At 60.5% G+C, this 26,428-nt stretch carries 22 protein-coding genes and 1 tRNA gene; 5 read left to right on the plus strand and 18 right to left on the minus strand.

Going from position 1 to position 26,428, the window contains the following annotated elements; genetic code table 11:
* Positions 1-6 precede the first annotated feature (6 nt).
* The 8 genes from J3P81_RS24035 to oscA all read right to left on the minus strand — a co-directional run bounded on the left by J3P81_RS24035 (position 7) and on the right by oscA (position 8,566).
* Complete coding sequence (locus J3P81_RS24035) at positions 7-2,199, minus strand: GMC oxidoreductase (RefSeq protein WP_434561322.1); 2,193 nt, start codon at positions 2,197-2,199, stop codon at positions 7-9.
* Entirely contained in the window at positions 2,196-2,708 is a 513-nt protein-coding gene (locus tag J3P81_RS24040) for a sorbitol dehydrogenase (RefSeq protein WP_434561324.1), read from the minus strand. Before J3P81_RS24040 ends, J3P81_RS24035 begins: the two co-directional genes overlap by 4 nt.
* On the minus strand, positions 2,705-4,066 hold the full coding sequence (locus J3P81_RS24045; RefSeq protein ID WP_434561326.1) for a cytochrome C: 1,362 nt from the start codon (positions 4,064-4,066) through the stop codon (positions 2,705-2,707). Before J3P81_RS24045 ends, J3P81_RS24040 begins: the two co-directional genes overlap by 4 nt.
* Positions 4,067-4,324: 258 nt before the next feature.
* On the minus strand, positions 4,325-5,314 hold the full coding sequence (locus tag J3P81_RS24050; RefSeq protein ID WP_434561328.1) for a sulfate/molybdate ABC transporter ATP-binding protein: 990 nt from the start codon (positions 5,312-5,314) through the stop codon (positions 4,325-4,327).
* 3 nt (positions 5,315-5,317) lie between these two features.
* Positions 5,318-6,187: a sulfate ABC transporter permease subunit CysW gene (gene cysW / locus J3P81_RS24055; protein WP_420767760.1), complete on the minus strand. Its 870-nt coding sequence runs from the start codon at positions 6,185-6,187 to the stop codon at positions 5,318-5,320.
* 13 nt (positions 6,188-6,200) lie between these two features.
* Positions 6,201-7,019 (minus strand): sulfate ABC transporter permease subunit CysT, encoded by an 819-nt coding sequence (gene cysT, locus J3P81_RS24060; RefSeq protein WP_420767759.1) that lies wholly within the window; start codon positions 7,017-7,019, stop codon positions 6,201-6,203.
* Positions 7,020-7,243: 224 nt separating this feature from the next.
* Entirely contained in the window at positions 7,244-8,257 is a 1,014-nt protein-coding gene (locus tag J3P81_RS24065) for a sulfate ABC transporter substrate-binding protein (protein WP_434561330.1), read from the minus strand.
* A 126-nt stretch (positions 8,258-8,383) separates the two neighbouring features.
* Complete coding sequence (gene oscA / locus J3P81_RS24070) at positions 8,384-8,566, minus strand: sulfur starvation response protein OscA (RefSeq protein WP_030138496.1); 183 nt, start codon at positions 8,564-8,566, stop codon at positions 8,384-8,386.
* A gap of 487 nt (positions 8,567-9,053) precedes the next feature.
* Here oscA and J3P81_RS24075 point away from each other — a divergent pair, with 487 nt between their 5' ends.
* A complete protein-coding gene (locus tag J3P81_RS24075) occupies positions 9,054-9,437 on the plus strand; it encodes a DUF6124 family protein (RefSeq protein WP_434561332.1) in 384 nt (127 codons plus the stop codon).
* Positions 9,438-9,713: 276 nt separating this feature from the next.
* Positions 9,714-11,042 carry a PAAR domain-containing protein gene (locus J3P81_RS24080; RefSeq protein WP_434561334.1) on the plus strand — a complete coding sequence of 443 codons (1,329 nt, stop codon included), beginning with the start codon at positions 9,714-9,716 and terminating at the stop codon, positions 11,040-11,042.
* A 464-nt stretch (positions 11,043-11,506) separates the two neighbouring features.
* Here the strand turns inward: J3P81_RS24080 and dibA are convergent, their stop codons facing one another.
* Positions 11,507-13,411: a phosphodiesterase DibA gene (dibA, locus tag J3P81_RS24085; protein WP_434561336.1), complete on the minus strand. Its 1,905-nt coding sequence runs from the start codon at positions 13,409-13,411 to the stop codon at positions 11,507-11,509.
* A 145-nt stretch (positions 13,412-13,556) separates the two neighbouring features.
* Between dibA and desA the strand changes: the two genes are divergently transcribed.
* Entirely contained in the window at positions 13,557-14,741 is a 1,185-nt protein-coding gene (gene desA, locus J3P81_RS24090) for a delta-9 fatty acid desaturase DesA (protein ID WP_434561338.1), read from the plus strand.
* A 309-nt stretch (positions 14,742-15,050) separates the two neighbouring features.
* Positions 15,051-16,040, plus strand: a complete 990-nt coding sequence (locus J3P81_RS24095) for a GGDEF domain-containing protein (RefSeq protein ID WP_420767751.1) — start codon at positions 15,051-15,053, stop codon at positions 16,038-16,040.
* Between the two features lie 41 nt (positions 16,041-16,081).
* Here the strand turns inward: J3P81_RS24095 and J3P81_RS24100 are convergent, their stop codons facing one another.
* The 3 genes from J3P81_RS24100 to gabD form a co-directional block, all read right to left on the minus strand.
* Complete coding sequence (locus J3P81_RS24100) at positions 16,082-17,296, minus strand: HDOD domain-containing protein (protein WP_434561340.1); 1,215 nt, start codon at positions 17,294-17,296, stop codon at positions 16,082-16,084.
* Positions 17,297-17,462: 166 nt separating this feature from the next.
* Positions 17,463-18,740, minus strand: a complete 1,278-nt coding sequence (gabT, locus tag J3P81_RS24105) for a 4-aminobutyrate--2-oxoglutarate transaminase (protein WP_420767749.1) — start codon at positions 18,738-18,740, stop codon at positions 17,463-17,465.
* Between the two features lie 171 nt (positions 18,741-18,911).
* Entirely contained in the window at positions 18,912-20,354 is a 1,443-nt protein-coding gene (gabD, locus tag J3P81_RS24110) for an NADP-dependent succinate-semialdehyde dehydrogenase (protein ID WP_420767748.1), read from the minus strand.
* Between the two features lie 350 nt (positions 20,355-20,704).
* On the opposite strand from gabD, the gene J3P81_RS24115 reads away from it, so the two are divergent.
* Positions 20,705-20,781, plus strand: a tRNA-Arg gene (locus tag J3P81_RS24115).
* 103 nt (positions 20,782-20,884) lie between these two features.
* On the opposite strand, the gene J3P81_RS24120 is transcribed toward J3P81_RS24115, so the two are convergent.
* The 6 genes from J3P81_RS24120 to J3P81_RS24145 form a co-directional block, all read right to left on the minus strand.
* Positions 20,885-21,502, minus strand: coding sequence for a hypothetical protein (locus J3P81_RS24120; protein WP_434561342.1), 618 nt, complete (start codon positions 21,500-21,502; stop codon positions 20,885-20,887).
* Entirely contained in the window at positions 21,499-22,071 is a 573-nt protein-coding gene (locus tag J3P81_RS24125) for an RNA polymerase sigma factor (RefSeq protein WP_420767779.1), read from the minus strand. Before J3P81_RS24125 ends, J3P81_RS24120 begins: the two co-directional genes overlap by 4 nt.
* Positions 22,072-22,185: 114 nt before the next feature.
* Positions 22,186-23,862, minus strand: a complete 1,677-nt coding sequence (locus J3P81_RS24130) for a vWA domain-containing protein (protein WP_434561344.1) — start codon at positions 23,860-23,862, stop codon at positions 22,186-22,188.
* 251 nt (positions 23,863-24,113) lie between these two features.
* Positions 24,114-25,427 carry an MFS transporter gene (locus tag J3P81_RS24135; protein ID WP_434561346.1) on the minus strand — a complete coding sequence of 438 codons (1,314 nt, stop codon included), beginning with the start codon at positions 25,425-25,427 and terminating at the stop codon, positions 24,114-24,116.
* Positions 25,428-25,464: 37 nt separating this feature from the next.
* On the minus strand, positions 25,465-25,638 hold the full coding sequence (locus J3P81_RS24140; protein WP_420767744.1) for a hypothetical protein: 174 nt from the start codon (positions 25,636-25,638) through the stop codon (positions 25,465-25,467).
* A 133-nt stretch (positions 25,639-25,771) separates the two neighbouring features.
* On the minus strand, positions 25,772-26,329 hold the full coding sequence (locus J3P81_RS24145) for a YbhB/YbcL family Raf kinase inhibitor-like protein (RefSeq protein WP_420767743.1): 558 nt from the start codon (positions 26,327-26,329) through the stop codon (positions 25,772-25,774).
* Positions 26,330-26,428: the final 99 nt, after the last annotated feature.

Below are 26,428 nucleotides of genomic sequence, written 5' to 3' on the forward strand. Positions count from 1 at the left end.
CTCAAGTTACAGCGAACCGAACTCGACCCGAATCGTCAGCGCGCCAACATTGTCGGTCAGGCCGGCGCCATGCTGTCTCGTCAAGTCATCGTTGATGCACAGTTGCAGCTCCCCCTGTTGATTCACGGGTAGCTGCGCCCGATCACCAATCAGAAACGGCGTCCCGCCGTCGCCCACCCGGCCGATCAACGCACCTTCAGCCGCGCCGGGCAACGTATAGCTGGAATAGGTGATGTGCCGCGAGCCACCGTTTCCATCCACCATCCCACCCTCTTTGCTGGCGCACCACTGGCCGCTGACATAGCGGACCACACGCGGAACCTGGGCGTTGAGCTGCACACCGGTGCCCTGCCAGGCCTTGTTGGATTGAACCTGCATCGTCACCGCCCGCAGGTCATTGGCCAACGTATCCCCGGCCTGGAACGACAGCGCGGCGATTGTCAGGCTCGGGTTCGAGGTGCCGGTACTTGGGAAGACGCCATCGCCCACCAGGAACAGGTTCTTGTGGTCCCAACTGCGCTGGTGTTTATCCACTACCGATTTGGTCTTGTCGTCGCCCATGCGGTAGGTCCCCATCAGGTGACCGGCACCCTGGAAACTGTACCGCACCCCCTCATAATCGAAGAGTCCAGGTCCAATGGGTTGCGTCAATTCCTGCGCCCCAAGCAAGTCCTTGATGATATGGCTGGCGAGCACCTTCGCCTGTTGGAAACCTTTCTTGGTGTATTCCGACAGGTCGTAATGGATTTCCGGCCGTGGAATGCCGAGCCGATCCTTGTATTCGGCCGAAGGCACGATGTAGCTGTCAGCCTGATCGGGATGATCCTCAACCTGTTCAACCAGGAAACCGATCCGGAACTGGCGGGTAAAAACGTCGTTGAGCTTCTTCACCAGCGCCGTTCCGGACACCAACGTATTACCCGGGTTGGCGCCGCCATTGTTCACCCCATCGATAAAGTCGGCCACGGTGGTGTAGGGATCACCGGCCGGCCAGTTCCAGCCCTCGTTGCCGATCTCGATACGCCAGGCCGCGCGGTCGCTGCGAAAGGCGCCGTCGCGCAGGCTTTCGATGCCCGCCGTCGATAGCGGTCCCCGATAAGGAAAGATCGCCTTGCCCTCGGGCATCAGCCCCCAAGCCAGATAAATTGGATGGTCAGCCAGGCTGCGGCCCACCTGACCGCTGCTGTTGGCCACGCCGGCGGGCCAAGCAGTCGATGCGGAGTTGAGTAGCAGTTTCGGTGTTTCGATTGCATGGGCGGCAATCACATAGCGCTGTCCGAGCGCCACGCCGGTTCCTACGACGGGGCCGTCGCCCAATTGATATTGCTTGAACTCGATACCGTTGATGTTGCTGTCGGGGCCAACGGTTACTTTGCTGGCCACGGTTCGATAAAGCACGCGCACCTTGCCGGTGGCCAGGGCCTTGTTCATGGTCACAGTGGCGTCGTACTTGGCCTGGATCGGGCAGATCGGCGTGCAGTTGGTATTGCCGGCGCAAACCCGGCGACCGGCATAAGGTTGGGAGTTGCGCCCGGCCGGCGTCGGGCTGACCACCAGCGGCAAATTATCGAACGTCTGCCCCGTGACGGCGGTGACAAAGCTGCCATCGACGAGTGACAACGGAATACTGTGCATCGGGAACGCATAGCCTTCGGGAAAGGTCATGCCCAGGTAGGCTTGGTCGGCAACGTCGGCCGACACGCCAATCTCAGCCTCCGCGCGACAGTAGGCGCTTTGCAGATCGTTATAGCCAATAGGCCAGTCCACACCAACGCGATACAGGGATTTCAAGCGAAAATCGTTCGGCACCATGCGCAGGCAAGTGCCGACCCAATGCCAGGTCGTGCCGCCGCCTACTCGTTCATAGGTGCTGGTAAATGGCAGTGGCCCCTTTTGCACCAGATAGCTGACCTTCGGCTGGTTCCAGCCCAGGATCAGGTCGGCGATAGTGGCCCGCGGCGCATTCTGGGTGGCAGGATCACGTGCCGGGTCCAGGCTGGTCACCGGCGGATAGGGCGACTCGGGGGTTTTCAACGTCGAGGTGTAGAAGCGCTCCAGATACTGCGAACGGTTGGCCGGAATTTCCGGCCCCGACTCCAGCACCAGCACCTCCACCCCCGCCATACCCAATTGATAGGCAATGATGCTACCGGCCAATCCGGCGCCAACGATCACCACTTCTGCTTGTTCGGTACTCATGACGACGCTCCTTGCTGTCCGTTGGCGGATACTCCCGTCAAATCCTTGAGACTGGGCGGCGTGCCGTTCCAATAACCGAAGAACGATTCGCTGTAGCCCATCGGATGAGCCTGGGCGATTTTCCAGGCCCAGCTGTAGATGTAGGCTTGGTCGGCCACCACCTCCGAGCTGCCTTTCTTGAAATCCGAGGTATCGAAAGGCTGGTACCAGACGCCTAGCAACCAGAGTTTCATGATCGAACGCGCAGCCAGCACGGTGTCAGGAATCGTCGGCTGCATATTGAATTTGAGTATTTGCTCGGCAATCTGGTCGGGCGGTACATGGTCGGCCGCCAGGGTGGCGTACTGAGTGAGCAACGCGTTGAGCACGTCAGAAGAAATGCGCGCAGTCACGTAATCGAGAAAGATCGGCGGCAGACCGACCGGGTCGATCTGCGGCGCCAGACGATCCGTCGAAATGCCGATCAGGGCCGACGACAGGCCTACAAAATTGTCCAGATCGGTACTCATTGCTTGGCTCCTTGCCCACTGGTGGACTGCGCGCGTTCGAGCAAATAGGTGAAGTCCGCAAAACTGGTGCGCGGCGATTCGGTGACATGGGTCGCCGCATTGCCGTGACACGCCATGCAGCTGGAGGACGCCTGGGGAACGGTGCCCTGGATATAGGTTTCCAGCGTGGCGTTGGCCAGGAACGACGGCGCTGGGCTACCCAGCGGGTTGGCGGCCGATACCTGGCAATCCTTCGGCGGGTCTGAAGGCCACTGGGTGCTGATCAGCTGATAGTTCGCCCAGACACTTTGTGGATTGGCCGTACGCAACAGCGCTTGATAGGAGGCGTTGAGCGTCTTGGTCGCCTCGGTCAGTGGCACTTCCCGCACGATTTGCGAAGGCGTCGCCTTGACCGCCGGGTTCCACGGCCGTGGCGGAGGCTGATTGATGGCGCTCTGGCTATCGGCGTTGTAGAACAGATAAGGGCCCGTGCGCTGTCCGACGGGCGTGGTTTTTTCAGGAACGTTTTTTACGTGCTCGAAAGTCGACCAGACCCACTGGGCCGCATTGGCGGTTTTGTGGACCATGTGCAACCCCACCAACCCGACCGGCTCGGACACGCACGATTCCTCCACGATCGGCCCTTTGCCCGGGTCGCTATTGCCCGGCGTGTAGACCAGGGCATCGACCGTATGGAAATCCTGTCGTTTGTCGCTGGGACCGAGCACTTTCCACGACGCCTTCACCATCACCGCGCCGACTTCCTGGCTCTTGGTAGAACCACAGCTGAATGCCACGGTGTTGTTCGGGTTCGCGGCGAAGAACTGCTGCTGGCCTTCGATGCTGTACAGGCCGTTGTTTACGATCCCGTCGAACATCGATTGGTTGACCACGATTTCATTGCGCGTATACACGCCGTTCTGATCCACCAGCGGACCGCTCTCGAAGGGCTGGATAAATTCATCCAGCACGTCGGGCACCTTGCCCATTTGTTGTAACAGGCGGCCGGACTTGAGTGACTTACACGCTTCAGGCAGGGTCGCCGGCGCATTCCAAGGCAGTGGTGCCTGCCCTTTCGCACGAAAAATCTGGTAGCTCTCTTTCCAACTTTCCCAAACCGTTGCCCCGTCTTGTTTTCCGATGGTGACGCCGGTATTGGGGTTGCCATTGTCCAGGGCCGGCCAATTCAGAGCGATGAAGGTCTGCCATGACAAATCATCGAAATTGGCTTGCAGGCTGGAGAGTGAAACCGGTTCGGTCACCGTGACATCGAAAGGTATCTGGGGAGACAACGTGGGGGCGGCGCTGGCAGAAGGACTCAACAGAACGCTTAACAAGGCACAACCGAAAGGGCCGTGCCGACTGACTTCCATTCTCATGCTTTTTCTCCTTGGCATCAGGGCGCCAGGAGACAACAACACCGGTCCGTCATGGACTCTCACTTGCCTCCTGGCATGTCAGAGTCTAGGTAGGGTTTGGGTCAGGGGAAGGTTAAAAGTAGAACCAATCGAAGCAAGGCCCAGCGGGGTTATTCAGATTCGGATCGGGGCGCTTTCGCGAGCAGGCTCGCTCCCACACTGGATCTGCGCCATACACAAATCCCTGTGGGAGCGAGCTTGCTCGCGATGTTTTTGATCTTAAAGGTTGGAGACTTTCTGCCAGACCTTCGGCTTGAAGAACAACGTTTCGCCCTTCGCCAACCCCACCAGGCTGTCGTGGTCCTTCACCACTTCGGCCTCGATCAGCTCTCTCTGGCCTTCCACTTTCAGGGTCACCCGCGTGGTGGCGCCCAGTGGACGAATGTCGCGCACCTCGGCGGCGTGGTGGTCTTCCAGTTCCGAGCGCGACAGCGAGACTTCGTGAGGACGGAACAGCACATGCCGGTCCTCACCCAAGTGCAGGCGGTTCGAATCCCCGAGGAAGTGATACACGAAGTCGCTGGCCGGGTTTTCGTAAACGTCGCCCGGCGAGCCGATCTGCTCGATCACGCCCTTGTTCATCACCACGATCCGATCGGCGACTTCCATGGCTTCTTCCTGGTCGTGGGTGACGAACACCGACGTCAGGTTGATGTCCTCGTGCAGCCGCGCCAGCCAGCGGCGCAGTTCCTTGCGGACCTTGGCGTCGAGGGCGCCAAATGGTTCGTCCAGCAGTAATACCTTGGGCTCCACCGCCAGGGCGCGGGCCAACGCGATACGCTGGCGCTGGCCGCCGGACAGCTGCTCGGGGTAGCGGTCGGCGAGCCAGTCCAGTTGCACCATGTTCAGCAATTCGTGGACCTTGGTCGCGATCTGGCTTTCGCTCGGGCGCTGGCCCTTGGGCTTCATGCGCAGGCCGAACGCGACGTTGTCGAACACGGTCATGTGGCGGAACAAGGCGTAGTGCTGGAACACGAACCCGACGTTACGATCGCGCACATCGTGGCCGGACACGTCCTCGCCATGGAAGACGATGTTGCCCTGGTCCGGCGTCTCGAGGCCGGCAATGATCCGCAGCAAGGTGGTCTTGCCGCAACCCGATGGCCCGAGCAGCGCCACCAGCTCACCGCTCTGGATGTCCAGGCTGATGTCGTCCAGGGCCCGGAAGGCGTTGAAATTCTTGCTGACGTTACGGACTTCGATCGACATGACTTATTCCTCCGCGGCGCTGGCGCGCAGGCGGTTGATTCGGTTTTCGCTCCACTGCTTGAGCAGCAGGATGAAGAGCGCCAGGATCAGCAACAGGCTCGCCACGGCGAACGCGGCCACGTGGTTGTATTCGTTGTAGAGGATCTCGACGTGCAGCGGCAGGGTGTTGGTCACCCCCCGAATGTGCCCGGACACCACCGACACCGCGCCGAACTCGCCCATGGCCCGGGCGGTACACAGCACCACGCCATAGATCAGGCCCCACTTGATGTTCGGCACGGTGACATGCCAGAACATCTGCCAGCCATTGGCGCCGAGCAGGCGCGCGGCCTCTTCTTCCTGGGTGCCTTGTTCCTGCATCAGCGGGATCAGCTCACGGGCCACGAACGGCACCGTGACGAAAATCGTCGCCAGGACGATGCCCGGCAGCGCAAACACGATCTGGATGTCGTGATCCGACAGCCACGGCCCGAAAAGCCCCTGGGCGCCGAACATGAGCACGTAGACCAGGCCCGCGATCACTGGCGACACCGAGAACGGCAGGTCGATCAGCGTCACCAGCATGCTCTTGCCACGGAATGAATATTTACTCACGCACCACGCGGCGCTCACGCCGAACACCAGGTTCAGCGGCACCGAAATCAACACCGCGAACACCGTGAGTTTGAGCGCCGATAAGGCGTCAGGCTCAAAGATTGCCGCGAAGAACGTCCCAAGGCCGGACTTCAAGCCCTGGGACACGACGATGAACAACGGCAGCAGCAGAAACAGCGCAAAGATCAGCCAGCCGAGGCCAATCAGCACGCGCCGCGACGTCGCGCTGCCGCGACGGGCGGCGTTGGTGGAAGCGGCGGAAATAGACGATTGGGACATGATTCGCGCCTCCTTATGGGGTTTCGATGCGCCGCTGCAGCAAGTTGATCAGCAGCAACAGGACGAAGGAAACCACCAGCATCAGCACGCCGATGGAAGTGGCGCCGGTGTAGTCGTATTGGTCGAGCTTGACCATGATCAGCAGCGGCAGGATCTCGGTTTTCATCGGCATGTTGCCGGCGATGAAAATCACCGAGCCGTACTCGCCCACGCCACGGGCGAAAGCCAGGGCGAACCCGGTCAACCAGGCCGGCAACAGCGCCGGCATCAGGATGTGGCGGAACACCTGCCACGGCTTCGCCCCTAGGCAAGCAGCGGCCTCTTCGACCTCACGAGGAATGTCGGCCAGCACCGGTTGCACCGTGCGCACTACGAACGGCAGCGTCACGAAGGTCAGCGCCAGGGTAATGCCCAGCGGGGTGTAGGCGATCTTGAAACCCAGGTCGGTGGCGAACTGGCCAACCAGGCCGGTCGGCGCATACAACGCCGTCAGCGCGATACCGGCCACGGCGGTGGGCAGGGCGAAGGGCAGGTCGATCATCGCATCGATGACCTTGCGGCCGGGGAAGGTGTAGCGCACCAGCACCCAAGCCAGCAGCGTGCCGATGATGCCGTTGATGATCGCGGCACACAGCGCGGTGCCGAAGCTGAGCTTCAAGGCAGCCAGCACCCGCGGCGCCGAGATAATCGCCCAGAACTGATCCCAGGTGAGTTGGGCGGCATGCACGAACATCGCCGCCAGGGGTATGAGCACAATCAGACTGAGGTACACCAGGGTGTAGCCCAGCGTCAGCCCGAAGCCGGGTATGACGGGGGATATGCGACGCGACATAAAGGTCCTTGGTTGAGAACGCACAACTGTGGCGAGGGGATTTATCCCCGTTGGGCTGCGAAGCAGCCCCAAAGCAGTCGACTCGATTCACCTGAGCATAACGGCATGCCAGCTTCAGGGCCGCTTCGCGCCCCAACGGGGCGGTGCGACGTTTCGCTAAATCCCCTCGCCACAGATTCAGTGTCTGGCTTCAGCTAGCAATCAGCCCTTCAGGCCTGCCCAGCTTACTGCGCCTGATAGATCTGGTCGAACACACCGCCATCGTTGAAGAATTTCGGCTGGGCAGTTTTCCAGCCGCCGAAGTCCTTGTCGATGGTCACCAGCTCCACCTTCGGGAACTGGCGGGAATACTTGGCGGCCACGTCCTTGTCACGCGGGCGATAGTAGTTCTTCGCGGCAATTTCCTGGCCGGCCGGGCTGTACAGGTGCTTGAGGTACGCCTGGGCGATCTCGGCATTACCTTTTTTCTCGGCATTCTTGTCCACAACCGCCACCGGCGGTTCGGCGAGGATCGACAGCGACGGCACGACGATATCGAACTTGTCGGCGCCACCGTCTTCTTTCAGCGCCAGGAAGGCTTCGTTTTCCCAAGCCAGCAACACATCGCCCTGGCCGTTGTTGACGAACGTGATAGTCGAACCGCGGGCGCCGGTGTCCAGGATCGGCACGTGCTTGAACAGCGCTTGCACATATTCCTTGGCCTTGGCCTCGTCGCCACCGTTGGCTTTCAAGCCATAGGCCCAAGCGGCGAGGAAGTTCCAGCGAGCGCCGCCGGAGGTTTTCGGGTTCGGTGTGATGACCGACACGTCATCCTTGATCAGGTCGCCCCAATCCTTGATGCCCTTGGGGTTGCCCTTGCGCACCAGGAACACGATGGTCGAGGTGTAAGGCGTGCTGGCATCTGGCAGGCGTGTTTGCCAGTCCGCTGGCAGGGATTTGCCCAGCTTGGCGATTTCGTCGATGTCGCCGGCCAAGGCCAGGGTCACCACGTCGGCGCGCAGACCATCGATCACCGCCCGGCCTTGCTTGCCCGAGCCGCCGTGGGACTGTTGGATCTTCACCGTGTCATCCGGATGCGCTTTCTTCCAGAAACTGGCGAATTCGGCGTTGTACTCTTGATACAACTCGCGGGTCGGGTCGTAGGACACATTGAGCAGCTCGTAATCCTTGGCAACCGCGGAACCTGCAAAAACAGCGCTGGCCAGGGCGGCCAAGGCATAACGGCGAATCGACGACATGGTGAAAGCTCCTGGAATTCTGGTTTTTATGGCTTCTGGAATCGGATGGCTTGCAGCAAGGATCGCCGCCTGCGACAGCGCCCACGCCACAGCCCCCCGGTCGGAGCTGCCGTAGGCGGCGATCCTTTAACTCGGTTTCTGACTCGGTTGCTGCAGGCGGAATTTTTCCTTGCGCTCGATCTGGACCACCTGCGCGTTGTGCACCGTGATTTCCACCGCGCCAAAGCGCAGGTCACGCAATGCGCTCTGGATCTCGCGCAAGATGGTTGCTTCGTCCTGGCCGTCAACGCTACGTAGGGATGCGCTCATGCTGCTGCTCCTTGTATGAATGCCTGGCAGTGGGCGGCACTGCTTGCGGCGTGGGAGCAATACTAGATAAAGCGGGATATTCTTAAAAAGACTATTTAAGAATTTTTATATAACCAAAATACCAACTCTAATTTGGCGTCCTGCGATGGATCTGATCGTGGGTCCTTTTCCCTGCCAAACCCTCGGAGATTTCCTTCAAACCGTGGTGGCGTTGATGAACTAGGCACTGGGGAAATGCATCGCTAACCTTTCTTCGTCATCGCAAAAAACGGTGACACGGACGTGCAAGTCCGAGTAAAACACCAACCCTTAATGCTTCTAGCCATTCGTGGCGCATTCGTGCCCGTGTTTTATGGCGGCTGTGTTCGGGAGGTCTTCGGATCTGCCGAGTTTTGGGTAAGGTTGCTCGGTCTTGCACACTCGCACACAGCTGCCACCCTTCATTGCGTGCAAGCGATCCAGGGCGGTTCTCTTTAGGAACTTACCCATGTTCAAACCTACGCCGAATCCGCCGCAAAACGGCCATAAATCCCGCGTCGAAAAACTCGAAAATCAACGGCTCGAAGACGCCACCAACCGCGCCCTCGATTACTACCTCAAGCCCCACCCCGCCTCACCGCCGGAACCTGACAAAGACCAACTCTTCATCGTCTCCCCGCACATCGACACCGAAACCTTGCTCGCCAACGCCTCCGAAGACTTGCTGTCCATCAGTACGATCGCCGCCGACCTGGCCGACGACATCGACGAATCACGCCGCAGCGTCGCCCTGGCGATCAGTCGAATGGCCGATGGGGTTCAGTTGCTGGTGGAGCGGGCGTTGGATCATTTGGAGACGAAGGGGATAGCGGCGACTGGCGCCGAGGGTTAGCGCAGGTATTGACGCAGACTGAGCATCGCTATCGCGAGCAGGCGCGCTCGCGATAGCAGAGCGGCCGTCGATTTGTAGGACGCGTGACCTTGCGTTGTACGAGCTTTCCTCTTCTTCCCAAATGCCCTGCCGCAGGGATTGCACCCGATCAGCCCCCCATCGTTTTATGGGTGGCCTCGATGGAGGGGAAATCTAATGGGCAAGGGTTATTACATTAGACTCGGTGACCAGACCACCTGCGGCGGAAAGGTCATGGATGGGGACGGACACAACAGAATGAATGGTATCGCTCGTGCCCGTGAAGGTGATCCGGTTTCTTGTGGCAAGGACGGGAAGACTTATCGGATTGTGGGCGGGATATCAGGCATGACCAGCAACGGCCGGCGTAACGCCGGCTCGCTGGACAGCGTTAGCAGTTGCCCTTGTAACGCTCAGTTGACTCCATCGCTACTCTCGGCCACGTACAGAAAAGCCGGCGCTGCACCGCAAGCCGGCCGAGCCGCTGGACCGGTTTCACAGCCCGCGAACACCGTTCCCGCTGCGTCGCGCCACTCCGGTTTTGCCCCTTCAAGCAACCCGGCATTCGCGGCATTCACCCGCATGGAACCCCCGGAGCCGGGTTTCTATGTCGTCTCTAAAAGCGTGACCCGCAAAGCGCTGGAAGCCACGCTATTCCCGGCTCCCGATCCACAGGTGATACGCAAATTTCGAACGCTGAACCCTCATCACGATGTGGTCAAAGCGGGGTCGATGATCGTACTGAGCGATCCAACCAATTTGCAATGCACCCGCGAAGAAGCACAGGTGATGGCGGCAGCGGAAACGGTGAATGCCGCGCTCGAAGACCTGACGGCCGAACAAGCCGACTTCATGCACCGCCACGCAGCCGAGATCGCCAGCTTCACCGGCAAGACCTCGACTTGGCTGGGCGTGAGCGCCGTGGTAATGGAAAAACACCTGACCAGCCTGCGCGACACCCTGCAAGCCATGGAGCGCTTGCATCAGGACAGTTATCGCCAGCACGGACATCTCAAATCAGCGCAATTCTTTACCGAACGCAAGCTGCTGCTCGCCCAACTGGATGCGCACCTGCTGAACTCTACACGCCTGCGCGGCCATACGACACTGGGTGACCATCCCAAACTGAAAACCGCCCTTGGTATTTCGAATCGCAGTCTGGTTCATCATTGGAACAAGGCTGGCGCGCCGGGGCAGATACCGGGGTATGCGACACATGTTGAGAGCATAAGTCGTGCCGCAAAATATATGCAGATGGGTGGGTATGTCGGCATTGGGATTGGTGGCGTGTCTTCAGTGCTCGCGGTACAGGAAGTTTGTAACGGAGGCTCTGAGGCGGCTTGTGAGAAAGTTAAGTTCACTGAAGGGGGAAAATTCGGCCTATCCACTTTCGGCGGTGCTTGGGGTGGAAATTTAGGTCTATCAGCCAGCGGGCCGCTTTGCTTGGCGCTTGGTGTCTCTACTGGTATTGGAGGTGTTATTTGTGTCGCGGCCGTAGTGGGCGTTGGTGCTTGGGCAGGTACAGCTGCTGGAAGTATGGGAGGCGAAAAAATAGGTGATCTTATGTACGAAATAGCTTTGCCATGACGCTGGGGAAGTTCTGGGACTCTTCACTGTCTGATTGGATTGTGTTGGCTATGATCCCCTTGAACCTTGCGTGCTTGGTGTTCAGTCTGTATCTAATTCTCCATCATTTGGACACCATGATGGACGCTTTGAAAAATAGCCGTTTCATATACCTTTGGGGCCCCGCTTGGCGGAATCGAGGCTGTTTTGGAGGATTTTTACTGCTCAGTAAAATTGCCGGGATGGTGATATTTTCGAATGCGTATATCCGCATCGGGGATGTGGACCCTGTTGATGTCAAACATTTCCCACCCTATCTGAAACGTCTTCTCATCATTGATAGAACGTTGATAACCTTTACTCTGGCATGGATGGGCGTTGTAGCTGCACTGATCAAGTTCAAATAAATCGATCAATACCAGCAGAACTGACGCCAACGCGAGCAAGCTCGCGATGGCGTCAGTTCTCTCAGCAATGCCAGGTGATCAAACAACAGGCGCCCGATCCCAATCCAACTGCGACGCAGCCACCGGCCGGCCAAACCAATATCCCTGCCCCAGCTCACACGCCTGGCCCAGCAGAAACGCCGCTTGCTCCTGTTGTTCAATGCCCTCGGCATGCACCTGCATGCCCATGCTGTGAGCCAGGGCGATGATCACGCGAACGATCGCCGCGTCATCTTCATCCCAGGGCAACCCGGCGACAAACCCCTGGTCGATCTTCAGTTTCTGCACCGGCAAACGCTTGAGTCGCAGCAGCGATGAATAACCCGTGCCGAAGTCATCGATGGCCAGGCGCACGCCTAATTCGCGCAAACGGTGCATTTGTTCCAGCGCGACTTCCGGGTCTTCCATGACTGCGCTTTCGGTGACTTCCAATTCGAGCAGGGCCGGGTCAAGGCCAGTCTCGTGCAGCACGCGGGCGACTTGCTCATACAATTCGCGACGTGCGAACAGGCGGCTGGAGACATTGACCGCCACGAACGACAGCACCACCCCGGCCTGCTGCCACTCTCCCATCTGGCGACAGGCCTGCTTCATGACCCAGGCATCGATCTGGGCGATCAGCCCCGTACGCTCGGCGATGGGAATGAACTCGGCCGGCGACACCAGCCCACGCGTGGGATGCTCCCAGCGTACCAGGGCCTCGACCCCGACCAGACGGCTGGTCGCCAGGTCGTGTACCGGTTGGTAATGCACGCGCAGTTCGTCTTGCTGCAGCGCGCGTCGCAGCTCGAACCCGATCTCCACCCGCTGTTGGGCATGGGTGGTGAGTTCTTCGGTATACAAGGCATACCCATCGCGCCCACTGCTCTTGGCCTTGAACAGTGCCGAATCGGCGTTGCGCAGCAATTGCTCGGCACTGAGAGCGTCGCCGGGAAACAGGCTGATACCGATGCTGGCGTTGATAAACAGCGACTGTCCGCCGAGCTGCAAAGGCTCTTTCAATACATCGAGGATGCGCCTGGCCAAGGCCGCCGCCTGCCCTGGCTGAGAACAATTTTCCACCACCACCGCGAACTCATCGCCGCCTAGCCGGGCCAGGGTGATGCCCGGCGCGAACAACCCGAGAAAGCGCTGGGCCACGCTTTTGAGCAATTCATCTCCCACGGCATGGCCGAGGCTATCGTTGATGTTCTTGAAGTGGTCGAGATCCAACAGCAGCAGCGCGCACCCACGCTTGTGAAGCTGCGCCGAAGCCACGGTTTGCTCGGTGCGGTCGCAAAAAAGCAGGCGATTGGGCAGGCCGGTCAGCGGGTCGTGATGGGCCAGGTGCGCCAGCTCATGCTCCGAATCCTTGATTGCACTGATGTCGGAAAACACCGCCACGTATTGACTGACTTCGCCCTCGTCATCGACAACGGCACGGATGGTCTGCCATTGCGGATAAATCTCTCCGCTTTTGCGGCGGTTCCAGATTTCGCCGCTCCATTCGCCACGGCTGGACAGCGAAGCGAACATTTCCCGGTAGAACGCCGGGCCATGCCGGCCGGACTTGAACAGGTTGGGTTGACGGCCCAGCACCTCGTCGCGGGCGTAACCGGTGATCGCCATGAACGCTGGGTTGACATGCACGATCAGGCCTTGACGGTCCGTGACCAGGACCCCTTCGCGGGTGCAATCGAAGACGGCGGCGGCCTGGCGCAATCGCTCACGATCGACAGTGCCCTCGCCCCTGCGCAAACCACGCGCGATGCGCACCCGAGCCATGAAAATCAGCACGGCGCTGACCAGCGCCCAGGCATAACCGTTGATCAGTTGCCAGCGAAGCCGGTCGGCGGAATCATCGAAGAAACTGCTCAGTAAATAACCAACCAGCTGCAGCCAGGCAACGGATAGCAGAAGGTAAATCAATGCCCCGTGCATGGCGGTGCGTTGAGAGTTGGTCATGCGGCCGTCCATGTCCCTGTAATTTGCGGGGATTATAAAGTAAGAAACATCCTGCCACTCTTATCTGAAAGGCCGACTGGTTTTCTCCCTCGGGCTGGTGATAATGCAACGGCAGTTTCTATTTTTATCGAGGGCCCTACAGCCTATGTGGTACGAAGGTTTTCTTGGCTTGTCGCCCTGGTCGCTGGTGGCAGTCACCCTGCTGATGACCCACGTGACGATCATCAGCGTCACGGTCTACCTGCACCGTTATTCGGCTCACCGTTCCCTGGAACTGAACGGCGGTCTCAAACATTTCTTCCGCTTCTGGCTGTGGCTGACCACGGCGCAGAACACCCGCGAGTGGACGGCCATCCACCGCAAGCACCACGCCAAATGCGAAACCGAGGATGACCCTCACAGCCCGGTCGTCAAAGGCTTGTCCACGGTGCTGCGCAAAGGCGCCGAGCTGTACCGCGCCGAGGCGCAAAACCCGGAAACCCTGCGCATCTACGGCAAGAATTGCCCCGACGACTGGATCGAACGCAACCTCTATAGCCGTTTCCCGTTGTTGGGCGTAGCGATCATGGGCGTCATCGACCTGCTGCTTTTCGGCACCATCGGCATCACCATCTGGGCCATCCAGATGATGTGGATTCCTGTCTGGGCCGCTGGCGTGGTCAATGGCCTGGGGCATGCCGTGGGCTATCGCAACTTCGAGTGCCGCGACGCGGCGACCAACCTGGTGCCATGGGGCATCCTCATCGGCGGCGAAGAACTGCACAACAACCACCACACCTACCCCAACTCGGCCAAGCTGTCGGTGCGCAAATGGGAATTCGACCTGGGCTGGGCCTGGATCAAGGTCTTCAGCTTCCTGCGCCTGGCGAAGGTTCAGCGGGTCGCGCCGATTGCCCACCGGGTCGAAGGCAAGGGCCATCTGGACATGGACACCGCCATGGCGATCCTCAACAACCGTTTCCAGATCATGGCCCAGTATCGCCGGCTGGTCATCGCGCCGCTGGTCAAGCAGGAACTGGAAAAGGTCGATCACTCGGTCCGCCATCAGTTCCATCGGGCCAAACGCCTGCTGTCCCGGGAAACCAGCCTGTTGGACGACCGCCACCATGTGCGTATCCAGAACATGCTGGAGCATAGCCAGGCGCTGAAGGTGATCTACGAAAAACGCCTGGCCTTGCAGCAGATCTGGGTCAAGACCAGCAGCAACGGCCACGACATGCTCGCCGCCATCAAGGAATGGGTCCACGAAGCGGAAGCCAGTGGCATCCAGTCCCTGCGCGACTTCGCCGACCAGCTCAAGACCTATTCGCTGCGCCCCGCCACGGCCTGACACCGATGTGCGCGGCGGGGAGGTTGTTGTGGCGAGGGGATTCATCCCCGCTGGGTTGCGCAGCAGCCCCAAGACAGCGATGTAGTTATTTCTGACACACCGAGGCAACTGGTTTCAGGGCTGCTGCGCAGCCCAACGGGGATAAATCCCCTCGCCACAGGTTGGGAGCCGTCATCCCCCCGCCCTTCGTCGCCTGAAAAGGAACTTCGCCAGCAATCCCATATCTCAAGAGCACTTCGCCATCCTGGCGGGCTTTGGAGTGAGCGCGTGCAAATCCATAGCAATGCACGTTCCTTGAGATTTGTGCCGATGGTCGATAAGAACCTACAGGATTCATCCCAGCCGCATTGGCCCGAAGCGGCCCAGACACTCATGGCGCTGATGCACGCCCAGGGCGAAGTTGCGCGCCTGAGCGAGCGGGAGCAGCTGTTCAGTTCGCTGTTGGTCAGCGTCAACGCGGTGCTGTGGGCATTCAATTGGGAAACCCGGCAAGTACTGTACGTCAGCCCGGCTTACGAGCGGATTTTCGGCCGGCCTGCGGGCCTGGTGCTGGCCGACTACAACGAATGGCGCGATGCCATCTACCCGGACGACCTGGACTACGCCGAGCGCAGCCTGGCGGAAGTGCTGGTCAAAGGCGCCGTCGAAGATCGCGAGTACCGGATCATCGCCGCAGATGGCCAGATTCGTTGGCTCAGCGACAAATGCTTCATCAACCGTCAGGCTGATCCGGGCCAACCGGTGATCGTCGTCGGCATTGCCGAAGACATCACCGAGAAAAAGCTGCTCGAAAGCGAACTTCAGCGCCTGGCGACCACCGACGTACTGACCCAGAGCAGCAACCGCCGCCACTTCTTCGAATGCGCCCATCGTGAATTTGAGCAGGCACGGTTGCAAGGCACCCCCATGGCGTTCCTGCTGCTCGACATCGATGATTTCAAGTTGATCAACGATACCTACGGCCATCAAGAAGGCGATACGGTATTGCAGAAGATCGCCGAGAGCGGACGCAGCGTGCTCAGGCGCGGTGACTTGTTCGGGCGGATCGGCGGTGAAGAGTTCGCCGCTGTGTTTCCAGGCTGCCCACCGGACATGGCGCTGCAGGTCGCTGAACGCCTGCAACGGGAAATTCAACGCCTGGCGTTCCGCTGTGGCGAGCAAAACTTCGGCATCACCGTCAGCCAGGGCCTGACCGGTATCACCGCCGAAGACCAGACCCTCGACAGCCTGTTCTCCCGGGCCGACGCGGCCATGTACGAGGCCAAGCGTCAGGGGAAGAACCGCATCATCGCAGTTTGATCAGACTTCACCCCTCGCTCCCACGGGGTTAAGCACTGGTTTTACTGACGGCGCAGCCGCATCAATTCCGGCAGCCCGATCTTCAACAATCGCGCCGTGCGGCCCCGAGCCAGTTCTTCCAGGCCTTGCTGGGATGGCAGATGGGCCAGCTGCGCGGCCATGTTCATCACCAGCGCCTCGCGGGAATAGACCCCGCCACCCAAGCCATAGACCGCTGCGATCAATTCCCGCAGCTCCAGCGGCAGCCGCCAGCGGGCGCGCAGTGCCGAGCCGAAGCCAGCGCCGAACGCTTCGAGCGAATCCCCGACCTCCTCGGGCTCATCCAGCTCACCACCGGCTTGCTTCCACTCTTCCAGACAGCGCAACAGCGCCAAGTCGCCCAAGCGATGCAACAGGCCGGCGCAATAGCAGCGCTCCTGATCCAAGTCGAGCAGGCGGGCCATGGTCCGGGCGTACTCGGCGGTGTGCAGCGACAATTCCCAATACCGTTCGGCATAGTCCGCCAGGCAAGGGACACTCAGCCGGGCACAGCGCTTGAGCGTCAGGCCGAGAACCAGATTCATGCTTTGCCCGGTACCGAGCTGGTGCAACGCCTGGGCTACGGTCTGTACGGGGCCGCCGCCCTGGTGCTGGGCAGCACTGTTGGCCGCGGCGATCAGCACTGCGGTGATCTGCGGGTCGGTGCGGATCTCATCTTCCAGCAGTTTCAGATCCAGCCCACCGGGATTGAGGCTACGCTTGATCGCCACTTGCACATCGGTCATCAACGGCGCGCCTTCGGCCAGATCCCGTCGACGCTCCAGGAAAGTCGCCAATGTCAGCGCTGGTCCTGGGATGGGCGCGGCATTGGAGGTGTCTTCACCACTCAAGAGCAGCCCTTGCAGGCGCTGGGTCAGGTTTTCCCGGTTCAAGGGTTTGGTCAGGTACGCCGCCGGCGCCAGCGGTAATACCTCCCGCACGCTGGCGCTGTCGTTGCGCTGGCTCACCAGGATGAATGGCAACACGGGGGAGCGGCGCTGCTGACGCAAACCGCGCAAGATGCTCAAGCCATCGACGCCCGGCAGTTCCCAGTCGGCAATGACCAAGTCGTATGGGTCTTGGGCCAGCAGCTCCAGCGCCTGCTTTCCTTCGCCACAGGTCTGCACCCGGGCGTCGCAACGCACCTCTGACACCGCTTGCTCCAGCAATTCTCTAGACGCTGGATCGGCCTCGGCAATCAATACGCGCGGTCCAGCGGGTAAATCCACAGCCGTCATGCCGTATCACTCCCTTGCAATACATGCACCTTAGACAATCGCGGCCGTTCCAGACAGCTCAACAACACCAGCCCCCTTCCTCGGGGTATGAAAAAACCCGCCGAAGCGGGTTTTTTTGTGGATCAGCGCACAGCTCAGCGCTCGTGAAAATCAGAGCTCGTAAAAATCAGAGCTCGGAGAAGCACTCTTCGATGATCGCCAGGCCTTTGTCCAACTGCTCGTCCGGCGAGGTCAGCGGCACCAGCACCCGCAGGACGTTGCCGTAGGTGCCGCAGGACAGCAGAATCAGGCCCTTGTCACGGGCCTTGGCCACCACCTGGGCCACTGCCGCGGCGTTCGGCTTGTGGGTGTCGCCATTTTCGAACAGCTCCACGGCAATCATCGCGCCCAGGGCACGCACTTCGCCAATGACTGGGTACTTCTTCTGGATGGCCTTGAGGCCGGTCACCAAGCGCTCGCCAACGGCCTTGCAGCGATCCAGCAGATGTTCTTCTTCGAACACCTCCATCACCGCCAGCGCGGCGGCACAGGCAATCGGGCTACCCGCGTAGGTGCCGCCCAGGCCGCCCGGTGCAATGGCATCCATGTATTCGGCCTTGCCACAGACACCGGCCAACGGGAAGCCGCCGGCGATGGACTTGGCGAAGGTAGTCAGGTCGGCGGCAACGCCCATCTGCTCCATGGCGAAGAAAGTCCCGGTACGGCCGGCACCGGTCTGCACTTCGTCAGCGATCAGCAGGATGCCGTGTTGGTCGCACAAGGCGCGCAGGCGCTTCATGAACTCTTTCGGCGCCACATAGAAACCACCCTCGCCCTGAACCGGCTCGATGATGATGGCGGCAATGTCGCGTGGCTCGGCATCGTTCTTGAAGATGCGCTCGATGCTGGCGATGGAGTCGTCGATGCTCACACCATGCAATTCGTTCGGGTAAAGCGCGCGGAAGATACCGCCGGGCATCAGGCCCATGCCGGCCGAGTACGGTACGACTTTACCGGTCAGGCCCAGGGTCATCATGGTACGACCGTGGTAAGCGCCGGTGAACGCGATCACACCGGCACGGCCAGTGGCGGCGCGGGCGATTTTCACGGCATTTTCCACCGCTTCGGAACCAGTGGTGACCAGCAAGGTTTTCTTTGCGAAGTCACCAGGAACCTTGGCGTTGATTTTTTCGCACAGTTCCACGTACGGCTCGTAGGCTAGGACCTGGAAACAGGTGTGGGTCAGCTTGTTCAGCTGCTCGGTCACGGCGGCGATGATTTTTGGATGCACGTGGCCGGTGTTCAGCACGGCGATGCCGCCTGCGAAGTCGATGAATTCGCGACCTTCAACGTCCGTTACGGTAGCGTTCTTTGCCGATTCGGCGAAGATCGGGTGGATCTGGCCGACGCCACGGGGAACAGCGGCGGTACGGCGGGCCATCAAGTCAGCGTTAGTCTTGCTCATTTACAGTCCTCATTCGCAGCTCAGGGCGGCGTGTCTCAAGGAATACATGGCGGGGAGACAACTGCGGCAGCATGCGATGATCGACTGCCGCAGCGTTCCGGCCACAAGAAACAGAACGGGTGAAACGCGCAAAGGGGCAGCGCTCTCGTGCCCTTCGCGCTTGAAGCGGGATCAGATACCCAGGCAGAGGTATTTGATTTCCAGGTAGTCCTCGATGCCGTACTTGGAGCCTTCACGGCCCAGGCCCGAAGCTTTGATGCCGCCGAACGGCGCGACTTCATTGGAGATCAACCCGGTGTTGACGCCGACCATTCCGTATTCCAGGGCTTCGGCCACACGGAACACACGGCCCAGATCGCGGGCATAGAAGTACGAGGCCAGGCCGAACTCGGTGTCGTTGGACATCGCGATCACTTCGGCTTCGTCTTTGAAGCGGAACAGCGGCGCCAGCGGGCCGAAGGTTTCTTCCTTCGCCACGGCGGCGGTTTTCGGCACGTTGGTCAGGATGGTCGGCTCGAAGAAGTTGCCTTCCATCTGCTTGCCGCCCGCCAGCACGGTCGCGCCTTTGCCAACGGCATCGGCGATGTGCTCCTGAACCTTGGCGACCGCTTTCTCGTCGATCAACGGGCCGGTGGTGGTGCCGTCTTCCAGGCCATTGCCGATCTTGAGCTTGGCGACCGCTGCCTTGAGTTTCTCGGCAAACGCGTCGTACACCGAATCCTGGATGTACAGGCGGTTGGCGCAGACGCAGGTCTGGCCGTTGTTACGGTATTTGGAAATGATCGCGCCCTCGACAGCCTTATCCAGGTCCGCGTCGTCAAACACGATGAATGGCGCGTTGCCGCCCAGTTCCAGGGAAACCTTCTTGATGTCCTTGGCACATTCGGCCATCAACTGGCGGCCGATCTCGGTCGAGCCAGTGAAAGACAGCTTGCGCACGATTGGGTTGCTGGTCAGCTCGCCGCCGATATCGCCTGCGCTGCCGGTGACCACGCTCAGCACGCCTTGCGGAATGCCGGCACGGTGCGCCAGTTCAACCAGGGCCAGGGCCGAGAAAGGGGTTTGCGAAGCGGGCTTGATGACCATGGTACAACCGGCGGCCAGGGCCGGGCCGGCCTTGCGGGTGATCATCGCAGCCGGGAAGTTCCATGGAGTAATGGCAGCGGTCACGCCGATCGGTTGCTTGATCACGATCAGGCGTTTGTCGGGCTGGTGGCCGGGAATCACGTCACCGTAGATGCGCTTGGCTTCTTCGGCGAACCATTCGATAAAGGAGGCGGCGTAAGCGATTTCGCCCTTGGCTTCGGCCAGCGGCTTACCCTGTTCAAGGGTCATCAGGCGACCGAGATCGTCCTGGTTTTCAATCAGCAATTCGTACCAGCGACGCAGCTTGTTGGCGCGCTCCTTGGCGGTCAACGCACGCCAGGCCGGCAGCGCCTTGTCGGCGGCTTCGATCGCACGACGGGTTTCGGCAGCGCCCATCTTTGGCACAGTGCCCAGCACTTCGCCCGTAGCCGGGTTGGTGACCTTGATCGTCTGACCATTGTCCGCATCGACCCAAGCGCCATCGATAAAGGCTTGCTGGCGGAACAACTGGGTGTCTTTAAGCTGCATGTCGGCTTTCCTTAACAGCACCGCGCGCGCGCGGAGCGAATTAGAGTTGTAGAAAGGCGCCTTAGGGGCTGCCGTCAGGGAAATCATCCACCGGGCTGAAGCACAGAAATAACGCACATAAGCATAGACGTGCGGTTCAGCACCCAGACAAGAGCGTTTGAAATCTCAAACGAATCCTAGGGCCGATGGGGTTGCAGGACAATAGGCTGTTCGAAAAAAAGAACGAAAAAGCCGCATTTGCCTGTTTTTTCTGATCAGCGTAGCCAACAGCCGCCGAGCGAGGCAGAAACAAACGGCAAATCAGCAGCATGGACGCCCGCCATGCTTATGAGTATCATGGCGCCCGCGTTGCACCAGTAGCTCAGCTGGATAGAGTACTGCCCTCCGAAGGCAGGGGTCGTGGGTTCGAATCCCGCCTGGTGCGCCATACCAAAAGCTAGACCTGTCCCGGACAGTCTACGAGCTTCAAAAAACCCGCCCCGTGCGGGTTTTTTGTTTTTGCTGCCTGTGGCGAGGGAGCTGGCATCTCTTCAACGCTCACGCAAAGCCTCCAACCGCGCCGGCAAGTCCTCCTTGGGAAAACGTTTGTGCAGCGCCAGCAGTTTTTCATCAGCGGCCTTGCTATCTCCTGCCTGCCGCAATTGCAGGATTTCCATCAAGCCCTGCTCCAGCGATGGCAGTGCCGCGGGTGCGGATTTGCTCATTCTCGTCGCTGGCTTTTCCGCCAACAATTGCACAGGGCTGGCCGGGGCTCGGGCCAGCTCGCCCTGGGGCGCCATGCGGGCGATCGGGGCCGGGGCGGGCATGGCCGGCGGTGCTGCGGCGGCGACGGCTGACTTTTGCTGGTCGGCAGAAAACTCGATCGACGCGGGTGCGGCCAACTCATCGTGAGGCAGGGGTGAGCGCAGCGCCAGGCCGATCATCAGCGCCACACCGGCGACCGTGGCGAATGCCATCTGCCAACGTGGCCGCTGACAAGCTTGCAACCAGCGCTGCCACAGGCTTGGCACGGGCGCCGGAGCTTCGCGTCGGGCGGTGGCCAGGATAAAGGCGTCTAGCGAGGCCGGCGGTTCGCCGCTGGCGTGCTGACGCAAATGCTCGATCAATATTTTGTCGTCTGCATCCGGAGCGTGTTTGGGGTCGATCATGCGGGTACCTCCTCGGCCAACAGCCGGTGCAATTTCTGTTGGGCGTAACGCAAGCGGCTTTTCACCGTTTCCAGTGGGGCGCCGGTCAGTGCGGCGATCTGCGGCAGTTCCAGGTCGCCATGCAGGCGCAGGAGGAAGACTTCCCGCTGATCCTCGGGCAAGGCCTGCAACGCGGCGTCGAGACGCGCCTGGTCGCGACTCAGGCTCAGTTGTTGCTCGGGGCCGCCGGTGTCGTCGGGCTGGACATGCAGTTGCTCGTCATAACTGTCGTGCAACGGGTTGTGGACGCCATGCTTGCGCCAGTGGTCAATCAAGCGGTTGCGGGCAATCTGGAACAGCCATGTACGAAAACTCGCCCGTCCTTGTGGCTGGGTCGTGCTGCGAATCAGGCTGAGCCAGGTGTCCTGGAAGATTTCCTCGGCCAGTTCGGCCTTGTTGCTCAAGGACACGAGGAACCGATAAAGCCCTTGGCGATGGCGGGCATACAGGGCTTCGAAACAAGCCCCGTCGCCATTTCGGTAGCGGGCCAGCAGCGATTCGTCGCTGGGTGAATCAAGCGCAGCGGGCATGTCGGTGACGAACTCCTTTCTGGTCATTGCAACACAGTCCTGGCAGACAACAAGGGAACCCTGTGGGAGCGAGCTTGCTCGCTCCCACATTTTTGATCCCCGTTGCGCTCGGGATCAGCGCTTGGCCGCAGGTTCAAGGCTCTGCGCAAGCTCCACCAACTGCACAAACTCGGCGCGCAACCCGAACGGGTCATCGCCACGGGCCGACCGCGCCAGTTGTGCGGTGTCCTTCAGGCTCATCGCGCCTGTGTAGCGTCCATCGCCCTTGAGTTGCTGGGCGAAGGCCGCCACGGACGCCGCGAAGCGCAGGTCATCGCTGGGTTGTTTTTCGCTTTGCGCGCTGGCGATTGGATGCTCGATCAAGCGACTGTTGCCGCCCTCGGCCGGTTTGTAGCGTACACGTAACATGGCCAGTTCGCCGGCCTTGCCATCCGACTTCGATGCGTTGCCATAACGCAGCGGCTCCAGCCAGCCTTTCTCCCCCTTCGGAACAACTTCGTACAACGCCGTCACCGTGTGCCCTGCGCCAATCTCGCCCGCGTCGACTTTGTCATTGTTGAAATCCTCACGTTTCAATGCGCGGTTTTCATAACCCAGCAAGCGATATTCGCTGACCTGGGCCGGGTTGAACTCCACCTGCAACTTCACGTCCCGCGCCACTACCGCAAGCGTCGAACTGAGCTGATCCACCAGGACCTTGCGGGCTTCGAGCAAGTTATCGATGTAGGCGTAGTTACCATCGCCGGCGTCAGCCAATTGCTCCATCAGGTGTTCGTTGTAGTTATCCACACCAAAGCCTAGCGTTGTCAGGGATACGCCGCTCTTACGCTGATCCACCGCCATCTGCTTGAGGCTGTCGAAATCACTGATGCCGACGTTGAAGTCACCGTCGGTGGCCAGCAGGATGCGGTTGATGCCCTTGTCGATGAAGCTTTCCCGGGCCATTTGATAGGCCAGTTCGATGCCCGAGGCCCCCGCGGTTGAACCGCCAGCGTTCATCTGATCGATGGCGTTGCGGATCTTCACTTTGTCGCTGCCCGGAGTGGGCTTGAGCACCACGCGGGATTCGCCGGCATAAACCACCAGCGATACGCGGTCCTGATCGCGCAATTGATCCACCAGCAGTTTCAACGTGCTTTTGACCAGCGGCAGCCCTTCACGACGGTCCATGGAACCGGACACGTCCACCAGGAACACCAGATTGGCCGGGGCCAGCTCCGCCACGGCGCGGTCGGATGCCTTGATGCCGATGCGCAACAGACGGGTATGAGGATTCCATGGCGACGGCGCGACTTCGGTAGTCACGCCAAACGGCGAACCATCGGTGGGCAAGGCGTAATGGTAAGAGAAGTAGTTGACCATCTCCTCCAAGCGCACGGCGCCCTCGGGCGGCAGGCTGCCTTGGTTGAGCAGACGTCGCACATTGGCATAGCTGCCGGTATCGACATCCACGCTGAAGGTCGAGACCGGCGTTTCGGCAACGCTATGGATGGGATTGTCCGGCAGCTTTTCGTACTGCTCGCGCGACTCGGCGCGGTAACCCGCGGCGACGGCATCGTTCGCCACGCTTGGGGCAGGCATTGGTGCCGGTTTCATGAGCATGCGCTTGGCCGTCGACTGGCGCGCTTCGGCGATCTCGCCTTGCGGTACAACACTGGGCGCCACGGCCACCGGCTCGGCTGACTTGGCCGCTTCGTGAGACGAAGACAACCCACAACCGGCCAACGTCACCAGCATGGTGACAGCAAAACCCTGGGCGGCAGGACGCATAAAAGACAGTGGGCGGGACATGGGCTGAACCTCGTGGATGGATGATTCGTTCACAAGGTCAGACGTAAGGCCTGCGTGGTTCGGGTTAATCGCTTGGAAATAATTTCCTGACTGCTCGCAGCCCCTCCTTAGCCCCTGATGCCTTTGCGATTTTACCTCAGGTTACCGCCACGACGGTTTCCTTCAGTCCACCACCGACGTTACTCGGCGCGGATCCGTGCCATCGCAATGGTTTAAGCGAGCACCGTTGAGTCGGCACACTGTCCGCTGACTCACGATTCGCACACCAGCGAGGGCTGGACAGACTTCGTGTGCCGTTTCGGAAAATAAGCCGCCGCGCCGACGCCCAGCGCGCCCATCACTACGCAGTACCCCACGCACACCCAAGGACTCCACGGCACCAAAGCAATCAGCACCAACGGCGTGATGCTCGCCCACAGCGCGTAGGCGATGTTGTAGGTAAACGAGATGCCAGATACACGGATTTTTGCCGGAAACAGGCTCACCATCACCGAAGGCACCGCGCCGACTACGCCGCAACCCAAGCCGGCGATAGCGTAGGCCAGGCCCAGCCACGCGCTGCCGCTGATCAGGCTGGCGAAGAGCACGCCGATGCCCACGGGCAGCAGCAGGCTATACAGCATCACCGTGCGCCAGGCGCCGATGCGGTCGACGATGAGGCCGGCCAGGACGCAGCCGATGTTCAGGAAAACGATGCCGAGGCTGCTCAGGGCGAAAGTGTGGCCAGGGGTCAGGCCGAAGCTCTTCTGCATCACGGTCGGGGTGATGACCACAAATACCACCACAGCAGAGGTCAGCACGCAGGTGAGAATCGCGGCGGGCAGCAAGGCGTGGCGATGGTCGCGCAGGACCGTGCGCAACGGCAATTCCGCCGCGCCTTCGCGATTGGCTTGCAGCGCCATGAAGATCGGCGTTTCGCTCAGCCAGCGGCGCAGCCAGACGCCAATCACACCGAATACCCCGCCCAGCAGGAATGGCAGGCGCCACGCGTAGTCAAGGATTTCCGCCGGGGTATAAATCCGCGCCAGCGCCGTGGCGGTCAGGGCGCCAAGCAGATAGCCGAAGGTCAGGCCCGCCTGGAGAAAGCCCAAGGCATAACCTCGATGTTTCAGTGGCGCATGTTCAGCGACGAAGACCCAGGCGCTGGGCACTTCCCCGCCGACCGCCGCGCCTTGCAGGATACGCAGCGCCAGCAACAGCAACGGGGCGAAATAACCGATTTGCGCGTACGTCGGCATCACGCCGATGAGCAGGCAGGGCAACGCCATCATGAGAATGCTCAGGCTGAACACCCGCTTGCGCCCCAGGCGATCGGCAAAGTGCGCCATGAGAATCCCGCCCAACGGCCGTGCCAGGTAGCCGGTGGCGAAAATTCCGAAGCTTTGCAGCAAGCGCAGCCACTCGGGCATTTCCGGTGGGAAAAACAGCTGGCTGAGGGTCAGGGCGAAGAAGACAAAAATGATGAAATCGTAGATTTCCAGCGCACCGCCAAGGGCGGCGAGGCCCAGGGTCCTGTAGTCGGATCGGTTGAACCGGGCGTCTGGCAAATGAGTGGTGGCAGTCATAGGCAAGTTTGAAAAAGAATTGGAAGAAGGCGACGGTTCAGGCAGCGGGCCCCTTGTCCGCGGGCTGCACCGACGATTGGCCTGGCTCGGCGTCCGCGGCCTCGTCAGCTGGCAAGAAATCCTTGCGGCTCTGGGCGATGGCCCGGCGTATTTCGTCGCCCTTGGTGGGGCAATTCTTGAGGCGGGCGATGCCGTCGGTTTTCTGCGTCATCGCCATCCTCCGGCATGAATGAACAGGGGCTCGATAGTGCTCGTTTTTAGCGCGCGATGCCAACTTACGTGACGATTGGGGCTGCCGGGCAACCCCGCGGGTGCATGGTTGCTCGCCCGGAGCCGAGGCCCGGTCAACGGTGATAGCGGCGCACCACGCTGCTGTTGCGCAGGACGTGGCCCTTGAGTTTTTCCATCAATTGGGCCCGTGTGAGGCCGGCAGGCAGGGCGTCGGGCGGCAGGTCCAGGGCGAAAATCTGGATCAGGTAATGGTGGGCGCTGTCACCCACGGGCGGGCACGGTCCGATGTAGCCGTGGGTGTTTTTGCTGTTGATGCCGCTCATGCCCTCAAGCGTGGATTTGGTGCCCGCGCCTGTCGGAATCTGTCGGGTGCTGGCCTTGATTCCATAATGGACCCAATGATCTACGCCTTGTCCACGCTGGCCGTCGGGGTCGAGCATGACGATGGCGTAGCTGAGGGTGCCAGGCGGGCCGGCATTCCAGCTCAGGGCCGGGGAGATATTCTTGCCGCCACATTGGTTGGCGTCGCTGGCGGCCGCTGCGGTGAAGAGGCGGTCGTCCGACACGCCGGGAATGCTCAGGGTAAAACGCTCTTCTGCCTGGACTCCCTGTGCGCACAGCACGAGGGTGACGGCCGCGAGCCAGGAGGAAAAGGAAGTCAATCGGGTCATACCGGGCACCTTGAATGCGGTTCAGGCCAACGACGGCCTGCGAACTATAGCCGCAGCGCCGCCCCGGTTGCAGTGACAATTACGCTGAACCTCGTTCCA

It is taken from the genome of Pseudomonas sp. R1-6 (assembly GCF_051132115.1).
Lineage (GTDB): Bacteria > Pseudomonadota > Gammaproteobacteria > Pseudomonadales > Pseudomonadaceae > Aquipseudomonas.